This is a genomic window from Humitalea rosea (genome assembly GCF_003253705.1).
Classification (GTDB): Bacteria; Pseudomonadota; Alphaproteobacteria; order Acetobacterales; family Acetobacteraceae; genus Humitalea; species Humitalea rosea.
This window is the reverse complement of record NZ_QKYU01000011.1, coordinates 152,718-171,083: the sequence shown is the minus strand read 5'-3', so window position 1 is coordinate 171,083 and position 18,366 is coordinate 152,718. Positions and strand designations below refer to the sequence as shown.

Annotated in this window: 22 protein-coding genes; 7 read left to right on the top strand and 15 right to left on the bottom strand. The window is 70.6% G+C overall.

Translation table 11 applies throughout. The features are described 5' to 3' along the window. Positions 1 to 144 precede the first annotated feature (144 nt). Together C8P66_RS23855 and C8P66_RS11510 are read right to left on the bottom strand one after the other, a co-directional pair. Positions 145 to 303: a hypothetical protein gene (locus C8P66_RS23855; RefSeq protein WP_158537216.1), complete on the bottom strand. Its 159-nt coding sequence runs from the start codon at positions 301 to 303 to the stop codon at positions 145 to 147. Between the two features lie 21 nt (positions 304 to 324). Next, positions 325 to 987 (bottom strand): dienelactone hydrolase family protein, encoded by a 663-nt coding sequence (locus tag C8P66_RS11510; protein WP_111398402.1) that lies wholly within the window; start codon positions 985 to 987, stop codon positions 325 to 327. A gap of 34 nt (positions 988 to 1,021) precedes the next feature. Here C8P66_RS11510 and C8P66_RS11505 point away from each other — a divergent pair, with 34 nt between their 5' ends. Next, positions 1,022 to 1,222 carry a DUF4169 family protein gene (locus C8P66_RS11505; RefSeq protein WP_111398401.1) on the top strand — a complete coding sequence of 67 codons (201 nt, stop codon included), beginning with the start codon at positions 1,022 to 1,024 and terminating at the stop codon, positions 1,220 to 1,222. Here C8P66_RS11505 and ychF read toward each other — a convergent pair. From ychF to C8P66_RS11485, 4 genes are all read right to left on the bottom strand, one after another. Beyond that, positions 1,212 to 2,306 carry a redox-regulated ATPase YchF gene (gene ychF, locus C8P66_RS11500; RefSeq protein ID WP_111398400.1) on the bottom strand — a complete coding sequence of 365 codons (1,095 nt, stop codon included), beginning with the start codon at positions 2,304 to 2,306 and terminating at the stop codon, positions 1,212 to 1,214. The genes C8P66_RS11505 and ychF overlap by 11 nt on opposite strands. A gap of 531 nt (positions 2,307 to 2,837) precedes the next feature. After that, positions 2,838 to 3,278: a hypothetical protein gene (locus C8P66_RS11495; protein WP_111398399.1), complete on the bottom strand. Its 441-nt coding sequence runs from the start codon at positions 3,276 to 3,278 to the stop codon at positions 2,838 to 2,840. A 201-nt stretch (positions 3,279 to 3,479) separates the two neighbouring features. Continuing rightward, the gene (pth, locus tag C8P66_RS11490; protein ID WP_111398398.1) at positions 3,480 to 4,055 is read right to left on the bottom strand and encodes an aminoacyl-tRNA hydrolase; all 576 of its coding nucleotides are present in this window, start codon (positions 4,053 to 4,055) and stop codon (positions 3,480 to 3,482) included. Positions 4,056 to 4,097: 42 nt separating this feature from the next. Next, complete coding sequence (locus C8P66_RS11485) at positions 4,098 to 4,787, bottom strand: 50S ribosomal protein L25/general stress protein Ctc (RefSeq protein WP_111398397.1); 690 nt, start codon at positions 4,785 to 4,787, stop codon at positions 4,098 to 4,100. A 211-nt stretch (positions 4,788 to 4,998) separates the two neighbouring features. Here C8P66_RS11485 and C8P66_RS11480 point away from each other — a divergent pair, with 211 nt between their 5' ends. Further along, the gene (locus C8P66_RS11480) at positions 4,999 to 7,551 is read left to right on the top strand and encodes a DUF2339 domain-containing protein (RefSeq protein ID WP_158537215.1); all 2,553 of its coding nucleotides are present in this window, start codon (positions 4,999 to 5,001) and stop codon (positions 7,549 to 7,551) included. Positions 7,552 to 7,555: 4 nt separating this feature from the next. On the opposite strand, the gene C8P66_RS11475 is transcribed toward C8P66_RS11480, so the two are convergent. The 9 genes from C8P66_RS11475 to rfaD all read right to left on the bottom strand — a co-directional run bounded on the left by C8P66_RS11475 (position 7,556) and on the right by rfaD (position 15,115). After that, the gene (locus C8P66_RS11475; RefSeq protein WP_111398395.1) at positions 7,556 to 8,125 is read right to left on the bottom strand and encodes a histidine phosphatase family protein; all 570 of its coding nucleotides are present in this window, start codon (positions 8,123 to 8,125) and stop codon (positions 7,556 to 7,558) included. Further along, on the bottom strand, positions 8,122 to 8,763 hold the full coding sequence (locus tag C8P66_RS11470; protein WP_111398394.1) for a glutathione S-transferase family protein: 642 nt from the start codon (positions 8,761 to 8,763) through the stop codon (positions 8,122 to 8,124). Before C8P66_RS11470 ends, C8P66_RS11475 begins: the two co-directional genes overlap by 4 nt. A gap of 2 nt (positions 8,764 to 8,765) precedes the next feature. Beyond that, entirely contained in the window at positions 8,766 to 9,383 is a 618-nt protein-coding gene (locus tag C8P66_RS11465) for a glutathione S-transferase family protein (protein WP_111398393.1), read from the bottom strand. Between the two features lie 119 nt (positions 9,384 to 9,502). Continuing rightward, on the bottom strand, positions 9,503 to 10,435 hold the full coding sequence (locus tag C8P66_RS11460) for a ribose-phosphate pyrophosphokinase (RefSeq protein WP_111398392.1): 933 nt from the start codon (positions 10,433 to 10,435) through the stop codon (positions 9,503 to 9,505). 146 nt (positions 10,436 to 10,581) lie between these two features. After that, complete coding sequence (locus tag C8P66_RS11455; RefSeq protein WP_111398391.1) at positions 10,582 to 11,469, bottom strand: hypothetical protein; 888 nt, start codon at positions 11,467 to 11,469, stop codon at positions 10,582 to 10,584. A gap of 163 nt (positions 11,470 to 11,632) precedes the next feature. Continuing rightward, positions 11,633 to 12,385 (bottom strand): polyphenol oxidase family protein, encoded by a 753-nt coding sequence (locus tag C8P66_RS11450; protein WP_111398390.1) that lies wholly within the window; start codon positions 12,383 to 12,385, stop codon positions 11,633 to 11,635. After that, positions 12,382 to 13,317, bottom strand: a complete 936-nt coding sequence (locus C8P66_RS11445) for an SAM-dependent methyltransferase (protein ID WP_211314121.1) — start codon at positions 13,315 to 13,317, stop codon at positions 12,382 to 12,384. The genes C8P66_RS11450 and C8P66_RS11445 overlap by 4 nt, the downstream gene beginning before the upstream one ends. Positions 13,318 to 13,340: 23 nt before the next feature. After that, on the bottom strand, positions 13,341 to 14,120 hold the full coding sequence (gene lgt, locus C8P66_RS11440; RefSeq protein WP_111398388.1) for a prolipoprotein diacylglyceryl transferase: 780 nt from the start codon (positions 14,118 to 14,120) through the stop codon (positions 13,341 to 13,343). A 20-nt stretch (positions 14,121 to 14,140) separates the two neighbouring features. Then, positions 14,141 to 15,115 (bottom strand): ADP-glyceromanno-heptose 6-epimerase, encoded by a 975-nt coding sequence (rfaD, locus tag C8P66_RS11435; RefSeq protein WP_111398387.1) that lies wholly within the window; start codon positions 15,113 to 15,115, stop codon positions 14,141 to 14,143. A 67-nt stretch (positions 15,116 to 15,182) separates the two neighbouring features. Between rfaD and C8P66_RS11430 the strand changes: the two genes are divergently transcribed. From C8P66_RS11430 to C8P66_RS11410, 5 genes are all read left to right on the top strand, one after another. Then, positions 15,183 to 15,515, top strand: a complete 333-nt coding sequence (locus C8P66_RS11430) for an accessory factor UbiK family protein (protein WP_111398386.1) — start codon at positions 15,183 to 15,185, stop codon at positions 15,513 to 15,515. A gap of 180 nt (positions 15,516 to 15,695) precedes the next feature. Then, positions 15,696 to 16,199, top strand: a complete 504-nt coding sequence (locus C8P66_RS11425) for a type III secretion system chaperone family protein (protein ID WP_111398385.1) — start codon at positions 15,696 to 15,698, stop codon at positions 16,197 to 16,199. Between the two features lie 74 nt (positions 16,200 to 16,273). Beyond that, positions 16,274 to 17,080 carry a pyrroline-5-carboxylate reductase gene (gene proC / locus C8P66_RS11420; RefSeq protein ID WP_111398384.1) on the top strand — a complete coding sequence of 269 codons (807 nt, stop codon included), beginning with the start codon at positions 16,274 to 16,276 and terminating at the stop codon, positions 17,078 to 17,080. A gap of 62 nt (positions 17,081 to 17,142) precedes the next feature. Next, positions 17,143 to 17,775, top strand: coding sequence for a TetR family transcriptional regulator (locus tag C8P66_RS11415; RefSeq protein WP_111398383.1), 633 nt, complete (start codon positions 17,143 to 17,145; stop codon positions 17,773 to 17,775). 169 nt (positions 17,776 to 17,944) lie between these two features. Further along, positions 17,945 to 18,349, top strand: coding sequence for a phasin family protein (locus C8P66_RS11410; protein WP_342768013.1), 405 nt, complete (start codon positions 17,945 to 17,947; stop codon positions 18,347 to 18,349). Positions 18,350 to 18,366: the final 17 nt, after the last annotated feature.

The window sequence follows — 18,366 nt, the reverse complement described above, 5'->3', positions numbered from 1 at the left end:
TCGGGCAGCCACGCCTTGAGGTCCGGAGGCAACAGGAATGCCTGGTCGCGATTGTAGGATACGAAGGTCGCCATAACCGCAGTTTGACAAATCAGAAAGGCAAAGTGAATCCGACAGACTGCTAGGCAGGGGTGGGCGAGGGGGTCAGGAATCGACGCCCTTACCCTTCCCCATCGTGCAGAGGGCGGCGATCCCAAGCGCGATCACCAGCCAGATCGGCAGCCCCTCGAATTTTGCGGGGTTCAGCGCCGGAATGACCGCCAATGCGGCCAGAAGGACCAGGACCCAGATGATATACGACATCGTCTCAGCCCTGCCCTTCGATCACTTCACATGCTTTGCGAGGAATTCGATGCTGCGCGCCTCGGCCTTGGCTGCCTGGGGTTTGACGTAGGAGCCACGCTGTTCGCAGGCGAAGCCATGGCCTGCGCCTTCATACACGAAAACCTCGACCTCGGGGCGCGCGGCTTCGATGGCGCGGACATCGGCCATCGGGATGCCGCTGTCGTCTTCGCCGAAATGCAGCTGCACCGGGCAGTTCGGCACCACATCCTTGGTCGCGGCGATGCCGCTGCCGTAGTAGCCGACCGCGGCCTTGAAGCCCGTCAGCTTGGTGGCGCCCCACCAGGCGATGGTGCCGCCCCAGCAATAGCCGATGATGCCCTGGGGCAGGCCGGCCGGCAAAGCGGTACGGGCGGCCTCGATATCGGCCAGGGCATGGGCATCGCTGACCGCCGAACGCAGGGTGCGGCCGCGCGCCACGTCATCGGCGGTGTAGCCAAGCTCGACGCCGCGCGAGACGCGGTCGAACAGCGCCGGGACCACGACGCGATAGCCCTGGGCGGCATAGACGCCGGCCAGCCGCCGCATGTGGCTGTTCACGCCAAAAATTTCCTGCACCATCACCAGGGCGCGGGACGCATTGGCGGGCCCTTCGATCCAGGCGGAGAGGGTGTGGCCATCCGCGGCCGTAAGATCAACGTGCATGGATATACTCCTCGGTGCGGTGATATGATTTGGCATGGCTGACATCGTCAACCTCAACCGGGCGCGTAAGGATCGCGCGCGGGCCGAAGCCTCCGCCACCGCCGCCGCCAACCGCGCCAAATTCGGCCGTGGCCGGGCGGAGCGGGAGCGGGAGGAGAAGCAGGCCGAGGCCGCGCGCCGTCTGCTGGATGGTGCGCGACTGCACGACGATCCCCCGGATCCGGCTAAACGTTGAAGCGGAACAGCAGGATATCGCCGTCCTTGACGACATATTCCTTGCCTTCGATCCGCATCTTCCCCGCCTCCTTCGCCCCCTGTTCGCCGCCGAGCGTGATGTAGTCCTCATAGGCGACCGTCTCGCAGGCGATGAAGCCCCGCTCGAAATCGCCATGGATCACGCCCGCCGCCCCGGGGGCCTTGGTGCCCTTGGTGATGGTCCAGGCGCGGGCCTCCTTCGGCCCGCAGGTGAAATAGGTGATCAGCCCGAGCAGCGCGTAGCCGGCCCGGATGATGCGATCGAGCCCGCTATCCACCAGCCCGAGGCTCTCCAGGAATTCGGCGCGGTCGGCGGGCGCCATCTGGCTGATCTCGGCCTCGATTGCCGCACTGACCACCACGGCGCGCGCCCCTTGGGCGGCGGCCATGGCAAACACCCTCTCGCTCAGCGCATTGCCGTTGGCGGCCGAGGCTTCCTCGACATTGCAGACGAACAGCACCGGCTTGGAGGTCATCAGCCCAAGCTTGGAGACGGCGGCCGCATCGGCGGCTGCAACCACGCTGCGGGCCGGGCGGCCCTCGGCGAGGGCGGCGACGATCGGCTCCATCAGCGCGACCAGGGCGGCGCTGTCCTTGTCGCCGCCCTTGGCCTTCTTCTGCAGGGACGGCAGGCGCTTCTCCAGGCTGTCGAGGTCGGCGAGCATCAGCTCGGTCTCGACCGTCTCGGCATCGCGCACCGGGTCGATATTGCCCTCGACATGGGTGACGTCGCCATCCTCGAAGCAGCGCAGCACATGGATGATGGCATCCACCTCCCGGATATTGGCCAGGAACTGGTTGCCGAGGCCCTCACCCTTGGACGCGCCGCGGACCAGCCCGGCGATATCCACGAATTCCAGACTGGTCGGCACCGTCTTCTGCGACTTGCCGATGCGGGTCAGCGCATCCAGGCGCGGATCGGGCACCGCCACGCGGCCGACATTGGGCTCGATGGTGCAGAAGGGATAGTTGGCCGCCTGCGCCGCGGCGGTGGCGGTCAGCGCGTTGAAGAGGGTGGACTTGCCGACATTCGGCAGGCCCACGATGCCGCAGTTGAAGCCCATGGGGAGGGAAACCTTGAAGTTGGGGTGCGCGTGGCGCGCCCTGGCGTGCACGCGCAGTGCTTGTGCGCCCCTCAGTAAAGGTCAGGGGCTTCCTCGGCTAGATCGGCGATCGTGGCGGGGGATGGACTTCGCCGAACGCAACAAAATCTTCCGAAGCAGTTGCTGTCGGATGAGGCATAGGCCAGCTCAAGCTGCGCCGCCGAAATATCCGCCTGGGCATAGGTCCGCCTGGGCATAGGTCCGTCTGGGCATAGGAACGATGGCGCGGCGGCCTTCCGGTGATCCAGGCCCGGGCATCACGCCAGATGCGATGCGTCAGCGGGACCGTCAGCGACAGGATCAACAGCCCCGCCACCCCCACCAGCGCGATGCCGGCCAGGATGAGTAGGCCGCGAGCCCTGGGACCACCGCCAGCGTCTCGTCGCTCAGGCGGGCTGTGGGGAAAGGGCCACGCCGGCCAAGGCGAAGGGGAGGCCGATGAGCGTGACCAGGCCTGCCATGGCCACTCCTCGCTTCCCGCGTGACGGGCGTTCAGCCGCCCTCGAGCACCACCGCGACCTGTTCGGCGATGGCGCTCGCCGCGATCCGCGCCGCCGCGTCATCGGTCGGCAGCGCCAGCGCCGCGGCCCGCAGTGGGGCGGCCAGAGGTGCTGCGGGCATGCCGACGCGCTTGGCCGCCGCCACCACCCGTGCCGCGCGTTCCAGCGCCGTGCCGGGATGGATCATCGCATCGGCGACATCCAGCAGCAGCGCCGCGCGCAGGGCCGCCGCGGCCGCCGCACCCTGGATCGCGCCATGGCGCCGGATGTCGGAGGTGATGCCCGCGCTCAGCGCCTGGGCCAGCCCGGCCGCGGCCTGTGCCAGGGTCGCCGCTTCCTTGACGACACCGGCCGCCAGCGCGGCGGCGGCGTTGGCCCAGTCCTCGGATGCCGGCCCGCCGGAGTCCGGCATGTCGTCCTGTTCCATATCCATGAGATACAACTCTCCGCAACGCATTCCAGGGGGCGCGCGACCGGCGCGAATACGGCCGCGCCAGGAATCGCGCGGAAGGTGCGGATGCGTTGACCCGCGGGCCTCAACCAGCCCGAAGGGGCAGCAGGGCGATCAGGGCGCTTTGTCGCGCCTCACAAACAAGAGATCGGCTTTTCCTGATAAACTGTCCAGGCGCCCGAATTATTGGCTGCCTTGCGTCAGCAGCGCGACACGGGTCATGAAGGCCTCCGGCTGGTCGGCCGCGAGCAGGGGCGCCGCATCGGCCACCGCATCCAGCAGCGGCCCGACCCAGGTATCCACCTTGGCGAAATTGCCGAGCACATGGCTCGTCACCTGGTCGCGATGTCCCGGATGGCCGATGCCGAGCCGCACCCGCCAGAAATCGGGCGTGCCGAGGGCGCGCTGCATGTCGCGCAGCCCGTTGTGGCCGGCCGCCCCGCCGCCGCGCTTCACCCGCACCCGTCCGGGGGCGAGATCGAGCTCGTCATGGAAGGCGCAGATATGTTCGGGGGGGATTTTGTGGAAGGCGCTGGCGGGCTGCACCGCATCGCCGCTGGCGTTCATGTAGGTCTGCGGCAGGAGCAGCAGGATGCGCTCGGCGCCGATGGTGCCATCCGCGACCAAAGCGCGGAACTTCTGGCGCCAGGGGGAAAAACCATGGCGGCGGGCGACCGCCTCCATGGCCATGAAGCCGATATTGTGGCGCTGGCGCGCATGTTCCGCGCCAGGATTGCCGAGGCCGACCCAGAGTCGCATGAAGCTGGGTCGCATGAAGCCGGGTCGGCCGCGGGCTGTTGCTTACTTCTTCTTGGCGGCCGGCTTGGCGGCGGCGGGCGCCGCTGCGGCGGGCTTGGCCGCGGCCTTGCCCTTGCCCTTGACGGGCTCCGGCGGCGGCGGCGGCGGGGCCAGATCGGCATCCACGGTCGGCGCCGCGATCGAGGCGACCATGAAGTCACGGCCCTGGATCACCGACTTGGCGCCCAGCAGGTCCTTGATCATCGACAGGCGCAGCGAGGCGCCGATGTTGGCCTCGGACAGGTCGATGTGGAAGGCCTCGGGCACGTTCGCGGGCTCGGCCAGCACTTCGATCTCGCGCCGAACGACGTTCAGCACGCCGCCCGCCTTGAGGCCGGGGCAGATGTCCTCATTGGTGAAGGCGACGGGCACCTTCACCTTGATACGGGCGCCGGGGGCGAGGCGCTGGAAGTCCACATGCAGCGGCTTGTCGCTCACCGGATGGAACTGCACTTCGCGCATCAGCACGCGCTCGGTGCTGCCGCCTTCGACCTCGATGTCATACAAATGCGACTGCCAGCCGCCCTTGTGCAATTCCTTCATCACGACGCGCGGGTCGAGCGAGACCATCGTGGATGGCAGCTTCGCGCCGTAGATCACGCCGGGAACCAGTCCCGACCTCCGTGTTGCGCGTGCCGCCCCCTTACCGGCCTGCTCGCGCGCCACGGCGGGGATCCGATATATCTGGACCATGTCCGCATACTCCTGTGGGTGTATCGCCCCGCCCGCGGGTGGGGGATCGAGAGGTTGTGTCTGTACGCCCCTTACGGGTGGCCTGCCCGATAGGGGCAGGATGGTCCACAGCGTTCAGGACCGCCGGCCTCCAGGGGTGCCGGCGTCGGGGGGCCATAGCGGCGGCACCCGTTCCGCGCAAGGCTTGGCACATGGGCGGGGGCGTAACGTGATGGATGAGGTGTTGTTGCTGGCGCTGCTTTCGGTCGCGGGCTGGAGCCTCGGGGTGATCGGCTTCTTCCGCGCCGGGCGGGCGTTGCGGGAGGTCCGGCGGCTGCGGGCCGAACTCGCGTCCGGCGTGGTGGCGGCACGAACCGGCCCGGTGCCCGAACAGGTGCTCCCGCATCACCCCGTGTTCGAGGCGCAAGAACCGGCGCCCGGCCCCGAGGCGCTGCCCCCACCGGCCCCCGCGGCCGTGCCACCCGCCCCGCCCCGCCGAAACCTGGAGGAAGCGCTGACCCAGCGCTTCGGCCTCTGGCTCGGCGCCGCGGCACTGCTGCTTTCGGCGGTGTTCCTGGTGCGCTTCGGGATCGAGGAAGGCTGGCTCGGCCCCGCCCCGCGCAGCCTGCTGGCGGCGGTGCTGGGCCTGGCCCTGGTCGCGGCCGCCGAGCGCCTCGCGCGGCGCTGCCCGCATGGCTCGGCGCCCGACCTGGCTCCGGCGGCCCTTGCGGCGGGCGGCGTCGCGGCGCTGTTCGGCGCGGCCTATGCGGCCGGCCCGCTCTACGGGCTGGTGCCGGTGCTGGTCGCTTTCGCGCTGCTGGCGGCGGCGGGGGTGGCGGGGCTGCTGCTGGCCCTGCGCTTTGGGCCTCTGGTCGGGGTGGTGGGGCTGCTTGGCGCCTATGTCACGCCGATGCTGGTGGCGACCGAGGACCCCTTCCTGCCCGGGCTCTACGCCTATCTGCTGGTGGTGACCGCCGCGGCCGGGCTGGTGGTGCGGCTCGCGGCCTGGACGCCGCTTGGCGCCCTGGCAGCCCTCGGCGTCGCGCTCTGGGCCATGGCGGGGCAGCACCTGCCGGTGCCGGAGGCGCTTTGGGCCCCGCTGGTCTTCGTCCCTGCCGCCACCGGGGTGCTGCTTTTCGCGCTGCCGCGCGGCGTCGGCGGGGTGGCGGCGGGGCGGGTGGTCGCGGCCTGGGCAGTGCTGGCGCCCGGGCTCGCGCTGCTGCCGGGCTTCGGGCCGATGGTCTTGCTGGAAGCCGAGGCGGCCGGGCTGCTGGGGCTGTGCCTGGTCGCCCTCCTGCGCGCGGCGCCGGAGCCCGGGCTGATCCGCCTGCCCTGGTATGCCGCGGCCATCGCCACGCTGGCCGTGGCGGGCTGGGCGCTGCCCTTCTGGGAGCCGACGGCCGAGGCGGTGACCATCGAAGGCGTTCCGGCCGTCGTCCTGCCGGGGCTGGAGGGCTGGGCGCCGCCGGTGCTGGAGCCCTTCATCGGGCTGCTGGCCGCCCTGGCCGTGCTGCATCTGGTCGCGGGGCTGTGGCTGGGGGCGCGCCGTGGCGGCTGGGCGGGGCTCGGCGCCGGGGTTCCGGTGGCCATGCTGCTGATCGGCTTCGCCCGCATCCGCGGCTTCCAGCCCGATCCGCTCTGGGCCGCGGCGGGGCTGGCGCTGGCGGGGCTGCTGGTCGTGGCCGCGGGGCGGGCGATGCGGCGCGGGGTCGCGACCGAGGCCGGGGAATGGGCCGCCGGCGCGGTCGCGGCCCTGGCCCTGGCGGCCGGGATGCTGCTGACCGACCAGTGGCTGTCCGCGGCGCTGGGGTTGCTGCTGCCGGCGCTGGCCTGGATCGAATCCCGGACCGGCCCGCGCGCGCTGCGGGTGGTGGCGGCGGTGCTGGCGGCCGGGGTGCTGGTGCGGCTGGTGCTGAACCCGGCGGTCATCGGCTACGATGTCGGGACCACGCCGGTGCTGAATGGGCTGGCCATCGCCTATCTGGTTCCGGCCGCGGCCGCCGGGTTGGCGGCGCGCCTCTTCGGCGGCACCGGCCGTGCCGTCATTTGGCTCCGGGGCGTGTCGCTGGCCGCCGGGATCGCGGGGGCGATGGTGCTGCTCCGGCATGGGATGACGGGCGGGCTTGAGGATGGGCGCATCGCCTTCGTCGATGTCGCGGCCTTCTGCGGCCTGGCCTGGCTGCTGACCGCGGGGCTGGGCTGGCTGCAGGCGCGGGCGCCGCTGGCGGTGCGCCTGGCGGCGCTGCGGGTCGTCGGCTGTGCCGCCATGCTGCTGCTGGCCGGGTTGATCGCCTGGACTCCCCTCTTCAGCGACGAGAAGGTCCCGGGCATCACGATCTGGAACCCGTTGCTGGCGGGCTACGCGATCCCGGCGCTGGTGGCGGCGGTGATCGCCGGCAGTCCGGGGGTCTCGCGCCGCCTCGCGCGGCTGCTCGGCATGCTTTCGCTGCTGGCGGGGCTTGCCTGGGTGGTGCTGGAGGTCCGGCGCCTGTGGCATGGCCCAAGGGTCGGGCTGGCGGGCGAGGGGTTCGACGGCGCCGAGCTCTGGGCCATTTCCGGTGGCTGGTTGGTCTTGTCGGTGCTGCTGTTCGCGCTTGGCCTCGGCCGTGGCTGGCGCGGGCCGCGGCTGGCGGCCCTGGCCGCGATCGGAGTGACCACGGCCAAGATCTTCGTGGTGGATATGGCCGAGCTGGAGGGTATCTGGCGGGTGCTGTCCTTCCTCGGCCTCGGGCTGGCGCTGATCGGGCTGGGGGCCGCCTATCGCCGGGCGAAGCTACCGGCGTGAGGCCTCACGCCAGATCGAGCGGCGTCATGCTCCAGGCGGGATCGCCCGGCGCGACCCAGAGCGGCTGGGCATTGGGTGTGCGGATATCGGCCGGCAGCCCGGCCTCGGCCCGGAAGCCGCGCCAGAGCGCGCCATGTGCCACCACCAGCACCGGCCCCGGCAGCGTCAGCGCCCGGCCGATCGCCGAACGCGCCCGCAGGCGCAGGTCGAGGAAGGACTCGCAGCCCTCGGGCGTGTCCTCGCCGGCGACCCAGGCGTGGAACCACTCGGCCATGACCTGGCCCTCCATCACGCCGAAGCTGCATTCGCGCAGCCCCTCGTCGGTGGTGAAGGGCAGGCCGAGCGCCTCGGCCGCGACCTCCGCCGTCACCTGCGCCCGGCCGAGCGGGGAGGCAACGACGGCAACCGGCCGCCGCTCCGGCGGCAACGCCTTCAGCGCCGCCGCGGCCCGATGCGCCTGGGCGATGCCGGCCGCGTTCAGCGCGACATCGGTCCCGCCCTGGGCGAGGTAGCGGGCGTTCCAGTCGGTCTCGCCATGGCGGAGGAACCAGAACGGGATCTGGGGCAGGCTCATGCGGCTTCCCGGGCAAGGGCGGCGATGACGCCGGGCAGGGCTCCCACATGCTCGCGCAGGGCCGCGAGGTGTGGCAGGGCCGAGATATCGATCGCCAGTGGCTTGAGGAAGGTGGTCAGGTGGAAGACGTACAGATCCGCCGCCGTCGGCTGCCCGGTGCCGAGCAGCGTGCCATCCGGCTGGATGGCGGCATCGACCAGCGCCATGGCGGCCGTCACGCGTTCGATCCCGGCCGCCCGCAGCAGGGCAGCGACCGCAACATCATCGCCGGCGATGCGCTTGGCGCCGAAGGCCAGGCCAAAGGCGCCGGTCCAGATCGTCTGGCACCAGGCCATCCACTCCAGCGCCTTGGCCCGTTGCGGATGCATCGCGGGCAGCAGGCCGCTGTCCGGCGCGACATCGGCGATCCAGGTCAGGATCGCCGGGGCCTCGGTGATGACGGTGCCATCGGCCAGTTCCAGCGCCGGCACCTGCCCCTTGGGGTTCAGCGCCAGATAGGCGGGCGTCCTGGTGTCGCCGCCGCGCAGGGAGAGGAAGCGGATATCCAGATCCAGCCCCGCGACCGCCGCCGCCAGATGGGTGACCGTCCCTGCGGTGCGGGAACTGGTCCAGAGCGTCGGCCGGGTCGCGGGGGGCATGATCAGGCGAGCCCTTCGGCGACCATGGCGCGCTGCGTCGCCGGGCGGGCCAGCATCCGCGCGTAATGCGCGGCGACCCGCTCGGGCAGGGGCAGCTTGAGCCGCGCGGCGCGCCAGTAGCAGACGTAGAACAGTGCGGTATCGGCGAAGGAGAACTCGCCCGCGACCCAGTCCTTGCCCTCCAGCGCCTTCTCCATGACGGCGAGGCCCTTGTCGAAGATCTCGGCGCCGCGCGCCTTCACCGCATCGGCGTCGCCTTCGCTGGGCGCGAAGTTCGCCGGGCGGAAGATGCGGGAGAAGCCCTGCATGTGCATGGTGGAGACGCAGAAGTCCGTCGCCTCGATCGCGCGCGCCATCGGCTCGCCGGCGGCCGGCATCAGCTTCGCGGCGGGGTAGGTCGCGGCGAGGTAATAGGCGATGGCGGGGTATTCGGTCAGCGGCGCGCCTTCGTCCAGCGCCAGGGTCGGTACCTTGGACTTCGGGTTCACCGCGGTGAATTCCGGCTTGAACTGCGCCCCGCTGCGCAGATCGACGGCCTCGGCCTCATAGGGCGCGCCGATCTCCTCCAACAGCACATGGATGCCGAGCGAGCAGGCGCCGGGGGCGTAGAAAAGCTTCATGGCGGAGGTTCCTTGACCGGTTTCCGGTATGCCGGACCTTCGCGCGGATGCCGCCGGTAAGGAAGGGGGGGACGATGCCCCCCCCGCCCGTCAGCAGAACCCCGTCAGCAGAACCCCCCTCAGCAGAACAGGGTGGAGACCGAGGATTCCTCGCTGATCCGCCGCATCGCCTCGGCCAGCAGGGGGGCGATCGTCACCTGGCGGATGTTGCGCGAGACGCGCACCGCCTCGGTCGCCAGGATGCTGTCGGTGACCACCATCTTCTCGATCGGCGAGGCGCCGACACGGGCGACGGCCCCGCCCGAGAACACGCCGTGCGTCACATAGACGCTGGCCGATTTGGCGCCGCTCTTGATCAGCGCCTCGGCCGCATTCACCAGCGTGCCGCCCGAGTCCACGATGTCATCGACCAGGATGCAGTCGCGGCCCTGGACCTCGCCGATCACGTTCATGACCTCCGACACGCCGGCGCGGGGGCGGCGCTTGTCGATGATGGCCAGATCCGTGTGCAGCCGCGTCGCGATCGCCCGCGCGCGGACCACGCCGCCGACGTCGGGCGAGACGACCATCAGCTCGCGCCCGGCGTATTGCTGCTGGATGTCGCGGGCGTAGAGCGGCGCGGAGAAGAGGTTGTCCACCGGGATGTCGAAGAAGCCCTGGATCTGCCCCGCGTGCAGATCCATCGTCAGCACGCGGTTGGCACCGGCCTCGGTGATGAGGTTGGCGACCAGCTTGGCGCTGATCGGCGTGCGGCTGCCGGACTTCCGGTCCTGCCTTGCATAGCCGAAATAGGGGATCACCGCGGTGATGCGGCGGGCCGAGGCCCGGCGCAGCGCATCCAGCGTGATCAGCAATTCCATGAGGTTGTCATTGGCGGGGTAGGAGGTGCTCTGGATGACGAAGACATCCTCACCCCGCACGTTCTCGTGGATCTCGACGAAGATCTCCATATCGGCGAAGCGCCGGACGGAGGCTTGCGCCAGCGGGATATTCAGCGCCGCAGCGACCGCCTCGGCGAGAGGGCGGTTGCTGTTGCAGGCGATGATTTTCATGGGGGCGTGGGCTCCAGGGCCGCGTGACGCAGCCAGGGGGGGCTGAAAGGCGGGGGAGGGTTAGCAATGCGACACTTGGGTGTCCATGGCGCGCGTGGGGCCGCAGCCCGGCAGCGCGCGTAAAGTTGCGCGCCGGCCGCATCGTCTCAGGGCGCCGCGGGCCGCTGCCCGGCCGCGAAACCGCCGGCGGTTTCGATCACCTGCTTGATCCCCGGGGCCGCGGTCTGGGCGATGACATCGGCGATATCGCCCCAGAAGCCGTTCAGGCTGCCGGTGGGCACGTTGTTGACGAAGGCGACGCGCCCCAGCTCCTCGCCATCGCGGCGGGTCACGATGAACTGGATATCGGCCTGATCCTCGGTGGTATGGACCCGGTCGCGGCTGACGCGGACGATCCCCTCCACCGCGAAGCCCGCGCCATCGGCGACATCCTGCACCGCGAAGCCCTCATTCGGCAGGAATTCCCGCAGGCGGGAGGTCAGGCTGGCATTGCCATCCCCTGGCGCGCCACGGACGGGCACCAGGCGCAGCCGGGGCGGCCCGCCGACGCGCAGCAATTCGGGATCGGTCGCCCGGCGGGCGGCGTCGGCGGTGGCGAGCAGGCGCGCGACCAGCGGAGTCGCGGCCTCGGCTGCGGCGGCCAGGGTCGTCTCGCCCTCATCGCCCCAGGCGCGGATCGGCACCCGCGGCCCGGCGGTGGCGCCGAGGTCGCGGCCATCGGCATCGGCCAGGACATAATGCGGGCGGATCATCTCGCCCTCCCGCGTCGCCATGATGGTGAGCTGCCAGTCGAGCGGCGTTGGCGGCCCCGCGACGGCGGGCACCTCGGCGCCTTCCAGCGCCTCGGCCAGCAAAACGGCGAGGTTGGAGGAGGCGCGGTCGGTCAGCAGCGCCTGATTGGGGGAGGGCACGGCGAGCCGATAGACCGGGGGCGCCGCAAGCCGGCGGGCCTCACCGCCCGGATTTCCGCGATAGGGCTGGTTGAGCTGGCCGCAGCCCGCCAAGGCCACCAGCAGCAGCAGGGCGCGGCGCATCAGACGAAGCAGCTCGCAAGCATGGTGAGCAGCATCAGTACGGCGAACATGTAGAGGTAGGGCATCGGCGGTTTATGCGGGGATGGGGCCCAGGACACCAGCCTGCCCAGGACGCCAGCCTGCCCGGACACCAGCTTGCCCGGACACCAGCTTGCTCAGGGCGCTAGCCTGCCCAGGGCGCCAGCCCGATGGCGGAAAGCTGGTGCCCCACCGGCTGGTCCTGCGCCAGGGTGGCGCGGCGGTGGCTGAAGAAGCGCCCCGGTTCGGCCAGGGTATCGGCCGCCAGGGTCTCGGCGACAATGCCGCGCCGGGCGAGGCGGGCCGCGCAATACCCCGCGAGGTCGAACCACCAGCGTCCTGGCCGCGCGCCATCGGCGAAGAAGCGCGTGGCATCGGCGTCCTCGGCCAGCACCTCGTCGCGCAGATCGGCCGCGACCTCGTAGGAGGGCTGGCGGATGCAGGGGCCGATGGCGGCCGAGATCCGCGCGGGATCGGCGCCGAGGCCGACCATCGCATCCACCGTCGCCTCCAGCACCCCGGCCACGGCGCCGCGCCAGCCGGCATGGGCCGCGCCGACCACCCCGGGGGCCGAGAACAGCACCGGCGCGCAATCGGCGGTGACGATGCCGAGCAGCAGCCCGGGCGTGCTCGTCACCAGCGCATCGGCGCGGGGGCGTTCCTCCCAAGGCGCATCGGCGACGGCAACCTCGGCGCCATGCACCTGCACCAGCCCGAGCAGCGTCCCGAAGCCCAGCGCCGAGGTGGCGCGGCGGCGGTTCTCGATCGCTGCCGCCGGATCGTCGCGCCCGTTCAGTGAGCAGTTGAGGCTGGCGAACCGGCCCTCGGACACCCCGCCGGCGCGGGTGAAGAACCCATGCGGGGTGGGCAAGGCGGCAGTCAGGTAGGGCGTCGTCATGCGGCAAATCCCGGAGGCAGGGGCAGGTCGGGGTGGCAGATCGCCAGCGCCTTGAACAGCCGTCCCATGGCCTCGGGCGCCGTCAGGCGGTGGGCGGCGGCGGCCAAGGCGGCGGCGCGTTGCGGGGCGGCGGCGGTCAGCGCGGCGGTGCGCTGGAACAGGCCGAGCCGGGCCAGGAACACGCCCTGCGGCAGCGGGCCATGGACGGCAGCGGGACCAGCCGCCCCGGCGATGGCCGCGAAATCGACATGGGCCGTTAGGTCGGCCGTGCCGGGATCGGCCAGCGGATCGGCGGGTGCGCCCTGGCGCAACGCCTGCAAGGTGTCGCCGGGGCCGCTTTCGGCAGGGCCGTAGTCCACCAGCAAGGCGGCGCCCCCCTGCGCGCCCAACCGCGCGGCGAGGGCGGCGGTCCAGGTCAACGCCGCCTCGCAACGCTCACGGATGTCGCCGGGCTCGCCCGCTGCTTCGAACTCGGTGGGGCGGAGGGTGGAGGCGCCGTCCTCGACCCAACGTTCCTGCCAGCCGGCGTCGTCGCGCAAAAACTGGCGGATCGGCAGCGCATCCAGGAATTCATTGGCGAGCAGGATCATCGGCCCCGGCGGCAGCCCGGCCAGATCATCGTGCCAGATCGCGCCGGGCAGCCGCCTGGCCTGTTCCGCGCGCAAGCCGGGCGAGGTCTCGATCAGATGCAACTCTGCCGCGGCCAGAAACCCCGGCAGCACGGCGGCGGCGCGCAGGGCGTCGGCCATCATGGTGCCGCGGCCGGGCCCGGCCTCGACCAGCAGCACCCGCTCGGGGCGGCCCATGCTGTCCCAGACCATGGCGGCCCAGAGCCCCAGGACCTCGCCGAAAACCTGGCCGATCTCGGGGGCGGTGGTGAAATCGGCGAAGGGGTTTCGCCGCGCGTAATAGGCGGCATTGGCCCGCGCCATGAAGGCGTCCAGCCGTTCGGCGGTCACGCCAAATCCGGCTGGCGGCGGGAACGCCAGATCAGCCAGCCACCCACCAGCAGCATCGGCAGCGACAGGATCTGGCCCATGGTCAGGCCGAAGGTGAGGAAGCCCAGATGCGCGTCGGGCTGGCGGAAATGCTCGCCGATCAGCCGTGCCACGCCATAGCCCGCGATGAACACCCCGGTCAGGTAGCCGCGCCGCGCCAGCACCGCGGGCTTCCGCGCCAGCCAGAGCAGCAGGAGGAAGAGAATCAGCCCCTCCATGGTCGCCTGGTAGAGCTGCGAGGGATGCCGCGGCTCCGGCCCCCCGGTCGGGAAGGCCATGGCCCAGGGCACATCCGCGACCCGGCCCCAAAGCTCGCCATTCACGAAATTGGCGATCCGCCCTAGCCCGAGCCCGATCGGCACCACCGGCGCGATGCGGTCGCCGAAGCGCAGCGGGTCCAGGCCCTCCCGCTTGCAGAACCAGAAGGTCGCGACGATCACGCCGAGCGCGCCGCCATGGAAGGACATGCCGCCCTGCCAGACGTAGAGCGCCTCCCACGGCACCTGGATGTAGTAGAGCGGCCGGTAGAACAGCACGTAGCCGAGCCTGCCGCCGAGGATGATGCCGAGCGTCGTCCATGTGACGAAATCATCGACCTGCAGTGCCGTGGCCGCTACCGGATGCCGCGCCACCAGCACCCGTGCCAGCCGCCAGCCCAGCAGGATGCCGCCGATATAGGCCAGCGCATACCAGCGGATGGCGAAGGGGCCGATGGCGAGAGCCACCGGGTCGATCATGGGAAACGGGATCGCGAATATCACCGGTACGGGTCCGCCTGGGTCAGGAAACGCCGAACGTAATCGCCCACGCCATCCTCAAGCGAGGTCGCGGGGCGGTCATAGCCGGCTGCCCGAAGCCGACCCAGGGGCGCTTGCGTGAAATACTGGTACTTGCCGGCGAGATCGGGCGGCATGGGCACGAAGCGGATATCGGGGGCGCGGCCGAGGGCGGCATAGATCGCCCGGGTCAGGTCGAGGAAGCTGCGTGCCTGCCCGCTGCCGATGTTGAACAGCCCGCCGGCCTGGGGATGCGCCAGCAGCCAGAGGACCGCCTGCACGCAATCCTCGACATGCACGAAATCGCGCCTCTGGTCGCCATCGGCGATGCCGGGGCGGTCGGAGGCGAAGAGGGTGGCGGGTTCGCCGGCCGCGATCTGGCGGTATTTGTGCAGCACCACCGAGGCCATCCGGCCCTTGTGCGCCTCATTCGGCCCATAGACGTTGAAGAATTTCAGCCCGGCCCAGGACGGCGGACGCGGACGGCCGCGGGCCAGCAGGTCCTGGATGCGGCGATCGGTCGCGTGCTTGGACCAGCCGTAGAGGTTCAACGGCCGCAATGTGGCCAGGGCCGAGGGATCATCCTCGAAGCCCTCATTCCCATCGCCATAGGTTGCGGCCGAGGAGGCGTAGATGAAGGGCACCCCCTTCGCCGCACACCAGTCCCAGAGCCGCAGCGTCAGGGTCAGGTTGGTATGGGCGACGAGATCGGCATCCGTCGCCGTGGTGGCGCTGATCGCGCCCATATGGACCACGGCCTGGATGTCCCGGGCGGTTTCGAGGAACTCCGGCAGCGCCTCGGGCGCCAGCAGCCCGGCGATCGGGTGCCTGGCGATATTCCGCCACTTCTCCCCATCGCGCAGGCGGTCGCAGACGAGAACCTCATGGCCCGCGTCGCAGAGGGCCGCGGTAATATTCGACCCGATGAAGCCGGCCCCACCCGTGACCAGATACATGTCTCTTCAGCCTCGCCACGCCGCGGGGGTATAGGGCGGGGCTGGAAGCTGCGGCAAGGAGACGAGCATGAGCGGGACCGGTGGCAAGAAATTCTTTGACGATCTGGCGGGCATGGCCGGTGGCGCCGTCAGCATGATGGCCGGGCTGCGGGACGAGGTGGAGACCATGGTCCGCACCCAGAGCGAGGCCGCGATCCAGCGCCTGGGGCTGGTCAAGCGCGAGGATCTCGATGTGGCGCTCGAGGTCGCCCGCCTGGCCCGCGAGCAGGCGGAGGCTTTGGAGGTGCGGGTTGCAGCGCTCGAACTGCGGATGGGGCCGGCCGAGCCCTCCACCGCGCTACCCGAAGGGGGCGTCTCGCCGGGGGCCACGATGGAGCCGTCGCCCCCAGAAAGCACGTAACCGTCACGATTTGGAACGCACGCGGCCCTTGCGGCATGAATCCTGCGTGTCCTAGCTATTACTAGTGGGTCTGGCGGCGATTCGCCCCTAGGGGTCGGGATGGTGCACCGGTACCGAGGAATCGGACCGGCGCCGGACCGGGGGGCGAATTGGTCTTTCCCCGGCAGGAGGCGTGCTACCATGTCCGCTGCTCTCAGCTACGAAACCGAACGCTCGCACAATCCCTTGGATGTGCTGGAACAGATCCTCGGCGCCAATGATTGGACGCATGAACGCGCGTCCGATTCGGAGATGGCGGCCGAGGTCCCCGGGAAATGGTGCGACTACGGGCTGTGGTTTTCCTGGTCCCAGGACATCAGCGCGATGCATTTTTCCTGCGCCTTTGACATGAAGGTCCCGGCCAACCGTCGTGGGCCACTGTTCGAATTGCTCGCCTTGGCCAATGAAAAGCTCTGGATCGGGCATTTCGGCATCGATGCCGATGATGGCGTGCCGGTGTTCCGCCATGCCGTGCTGCTGCGTGGCGCTACCGGTGCCTCGGCGGAGAGCCTGGAAGACATGGTCGATATCGCCATCACCGAATGCGAGCGGTTCTTCCCCGCCTTCCAGTTCGTGCTCTGGGGCGGCAAGCCCCCGGCCGAGGCGCTGGCCGCCGCGATGCTGGAATGCGTCGGCGAAGCGTAAGGCGAATGGCGTGAGTTGACCGGGGGCCTCGGCAGGCGGCAGACGGGGGAAGACCTGTCCCCGGAGCCGCCGCCATGACCCAGACCCTGCCCCCGCTGCTCCTGGTTGGTTGCGGCAAGATGGGCGGCGCTATGCTGGCCGGCTGGCTGGAACAGGGGCTGGCCGAGGCGGTGGTGGTCGATCCCCACCCCAATGCCGGCCAGGATTTTTCCGATCGGGTCCGCGTCGTGGCCGATGCGGCGGCCATCCCCGCCGACTTCACCCCCGGTGTTGTGGTGCTGGCGATCAAGCCGCAGGAAGCGCCCAACGCCTTGCCCGCCTATGCCCGCTTCGGCGGCGCGCTGTTCCTGTCGATCATGGCCGGGCGCACGATTGCCTATTTGCAAGGCAGCTTGGGCGCCGAGGCGCGCATTATCCGCGCCATGCCCAATACCCCGGCCGCTATCCGCCAGGGCTTCACGGTCAGCCATGCCGGCCCCGGCGTCGCGGCGGCGGACCGGGCGCTGGCCGATGCGCTGCTCGGTGCCATCGGGCAGACCGCCTGGGTCGAGGAGGAGGCGCTGATCGACCCGGTCACCGCCGTCTCCGGTGGCGGGCCCGCTTATGTCTTCCTGCTGGCCGAGGTGATGGAGGCCGCGGCCGTGGCCCAGGGCATCCCGCAGGATCTGGCCCGGCGCATGGCGCGGGCAACGGTCGCGGGCTCCGGCGCGCTGCTCGCGGCCAGCACCGAGGATGCGGCGGTCCTGCGCCGCGCCGTCACCAGCCCCAAGGGCACCACCGAACGGGCGCTGGCCGTGCTGATGGCGCCCGAGGCTTGGCCCGCGCTGATGCAGGACGCCATCGCCGCCGCGACGGCGCGTTCCCGCGAACTGGCGGGCTGACCCCTTCCGGGGCGGGGTCGCCGCCCCGATATCCGTAATCGAACGATGAAGGGCGCCGCGGCGTGAGCGATCAGACCACCTCCCCCGGGGACGGCCCCGTATTCGATGCCCTGTGGCAGGTCGTCGCCGAATCCGGCTGGCGCGCCGCGACGCCGGAGGCGGTGGCCGAGGCCGCCGGCCTGCCGGTCGCGGCCCTGCGCGCACGCTTCCCCTGCCGCATCGCCCTGCTGGCCCGCCATGCCGCCCTGCTGGACCGCGTGGTGGCCGAGGGCACCGTCCCCGATGCCGCCGGCAGCCCGCGGGAGCGGGTCTTCGATGTGCTGATGCGCCGTTTCGATGCCATGGCGGCGCATCGGCCGGGTTTGCTGCGCTTCCTGGATGAGTTGCCGCGTGACCCGCTGACCGCGCTGGCGCTGGCGCTCATGCTCGCGCTGTCGATGGCCCGCCTGCTGGAGGCCGCCGGGATTTCGACCGACGGGCCGCTCGGCCTGTTGCGGGTCAAGGGCGTGAGCGCGGTCTGGCTGGTCGCCGTGCGGGCCTGGCGTCACGATGAGCAACCCGACCTCTCCGCGACCATGGCCGCGCTGGACCGCGCCCTGGACCGGGCCGAACAGGTCGCGCGGGGGCTGCGCCTGTCGGATGGCGACCGGCAGGCGGCGCCGGGCGCGGCAATGCCGGAGCCGGGTATCGCCTGAGCCTGTTTTCGTCGGGTTTTCATGGCCTTACGCAAAGGGATAATTTCTGCCGCGACGTAATTCTGTCGCATCACCATGCTTGGTGGGGCGGCGGGGATAGGCGTAACCTATCACCGGAAACGCGAAGGAGGCTCACATGCAGACCCCGAAACCTGAGGATATCATGCGTATGTTCTCTGAATTTCGCGTGCCGGCGACCCCGGATGTCGAGGCCTTGATGGCCGCCCAGAAGCGTAACCTGGATGCCCTGACGGCCGCGAACCGGGTGGCGCTGGAAGGTGCGCAGGCCGTGGCCCGGCGCCATATGGAGATCCTGCAGCAATCCGTCGGCGAGCTGACGGAAGCCATGCAGTCGATCACTGCCACACCAGCCCCGCAGGACAAGGCGGCGAAGCAGGCCGAACTGCTCAAGACCTCCTACAGCCGCGCCGTCGGCAACATGAAGGAGCTGGCGGAGCTGATCCAGAAGTCCAATTCCGAGGCGCTCGCGCTGCTCAACCGCCGCTTCGTCGAGGCGATGGATGAGGCCAAGACCATGGTGGCCAAGACCGTGGTGACCAAGACCCCGGAGTAATCCCTGGAGGTCGCGCG

Bases quoted from the DNA above. Each gene is read 5' to 3' on its own strand.
- C8P66_RS11495 (WP_111398399.1), bottom strand. From the start codon at position 3,278: ATGGATATGGAACAGGACGACATGCCGGACTCCGGCGGGCCGGCATCC.
- ychF (WP_111398400.1), bottom strand. From the start codon at position 2,306: ATGGGCTTCAACTGCGGCATCGTGGGCCTGCCGAATGTCGGCAAGTCC.
- C8P66_RS11475 (WP_111398395.1), bottom strand. From the start codon at position 8,125: ATGAGCCTGCCCCAGATCCCGTTCTGGTTCCTCCGCCATGGCGAGACC.
- C8P66_RS11470 (WP_111398394.1), bottom strand. From the start codon at position 8,763: ATGCCCCCCGCGACCCGGCCGACGCTCTGGACCAGTTCCCGCACCGCA.
- C8P66_RS11510 (WP_111398402.1), bottom strand. From the start codon at position 987: ATGCACGTTGATCTTACGGCCGCGGATGGCCACACCCTCTCCGCCTGG.
- C8P66_RS11450 (WP_111398390.1), bottom strand. From the start codon at position 12,385: ATGACGACGCCCTACCTGACTGCCGCCTTGCCCACCCCGCATGGGTTC.
- C8P66_RS11505 (WP_111398401.1), top strand. From the start codon at position 1,022: ATGGCTGACATCGTCAACCTCAACCGGGCGCGTAAGGATCGCGCGCGG.
- C8P66_RS11410 (WP_342768013.1), top strand. From the start codon at position 17,945: ATGTTCTCTGAATTTCGCGTGCCGGCGACCCCGGATGTCGAGGCCTTG.
- C8P66_RS11430 (WP_111398386.1), top strand. From the start codon at position 15,183: ATGAGCGGGACCGGTGGCAAGAAATTCTTTGACGATCTGGCGGGCATG.
- rfaD (WP_111398387.1), bottom strand. From the start codon at position 15,115: ATGTATCTGGTCACGGGTGGGGCCGGCTTCATCGGGTCGAATATTACC.
- C8P66_RS23855 (WP_158537216.1), bottom strand. From the start codon at position 303: ATGTCGTATATCATCTGGGTCCTGGTCCTTCTGGCCGCATTGGCGGTC.
- C8P66_RS11445 (WP_211314121.1), bottom strand. From the start codon at position 13,317: ATGGCGCGGGCCAATGCCGCCTATTACGCGCGGCGAAACCCCTTCGCC.
- proC (WP_111398384.1), top strand. From the start codon at position 16,274: ATGACCCAGACCCTGCCCCCGCTGCTCCTGGTTGGTTGCGGCAAGATG.
- pth (WP_111398398.1), bottom strand. From the start codon at position 4,055: ATGCGACTCTGGGTCGGCCTCGGCAATCCTGGCGCGGAACATGCGCGC.
- C8P66_RS11455 (WP_111398391.1), bottom strand. From the start codon at position 11,469: ATGCGCCGCGCCCTGCTGCTGCTGGTGGCCTTGGCGGGCTGCGGCCAG.
- C8P66_RS11425 (WP_111398385.1), top strand. From the start codon at position 15,696: ATGTCCGCTGCTCTCAGCTACGAAACCGAACGCTCGCACAATCCCTTG.
- C8P66_RS11485 (WP_111398397.1), bottom strand. From the start codon at position 4,787: ATGGTCCAGATATATCGGATCCCCGCCGTGGCGCGCGAGCAGGCCGGT.
- C8P66_RS11460 (WP_111398392.1), bottom strand. From the start codon at position 10,435: ATGAAAATCATCGCCTGCAACAGCAACCGCCCTCTCGCCGAGGCGGTC.
- C8P66_RS11465 (WP_111398393.1), bottom strand. From the start codon at position 9,383: ATGAAGCTTTTCTACGCCCCCGGCGCCTGCTCGCTCGGCATCCATGTG.
- C8P66_RS11480 (WP_158537215.1), top strand. From the start codon at position 4,999: ATGGATGAGGTGTTGTTGCTGGCGCTGCTTTCGGTCGCGGGCTGGAGC.
- lgt (WP_111398388.1), bottom strand. From the start codon at position 14,120: ATGATCGACCCGGTGGCTCTCGCCATCGGCCCCTTCGCCATCCGCTGG.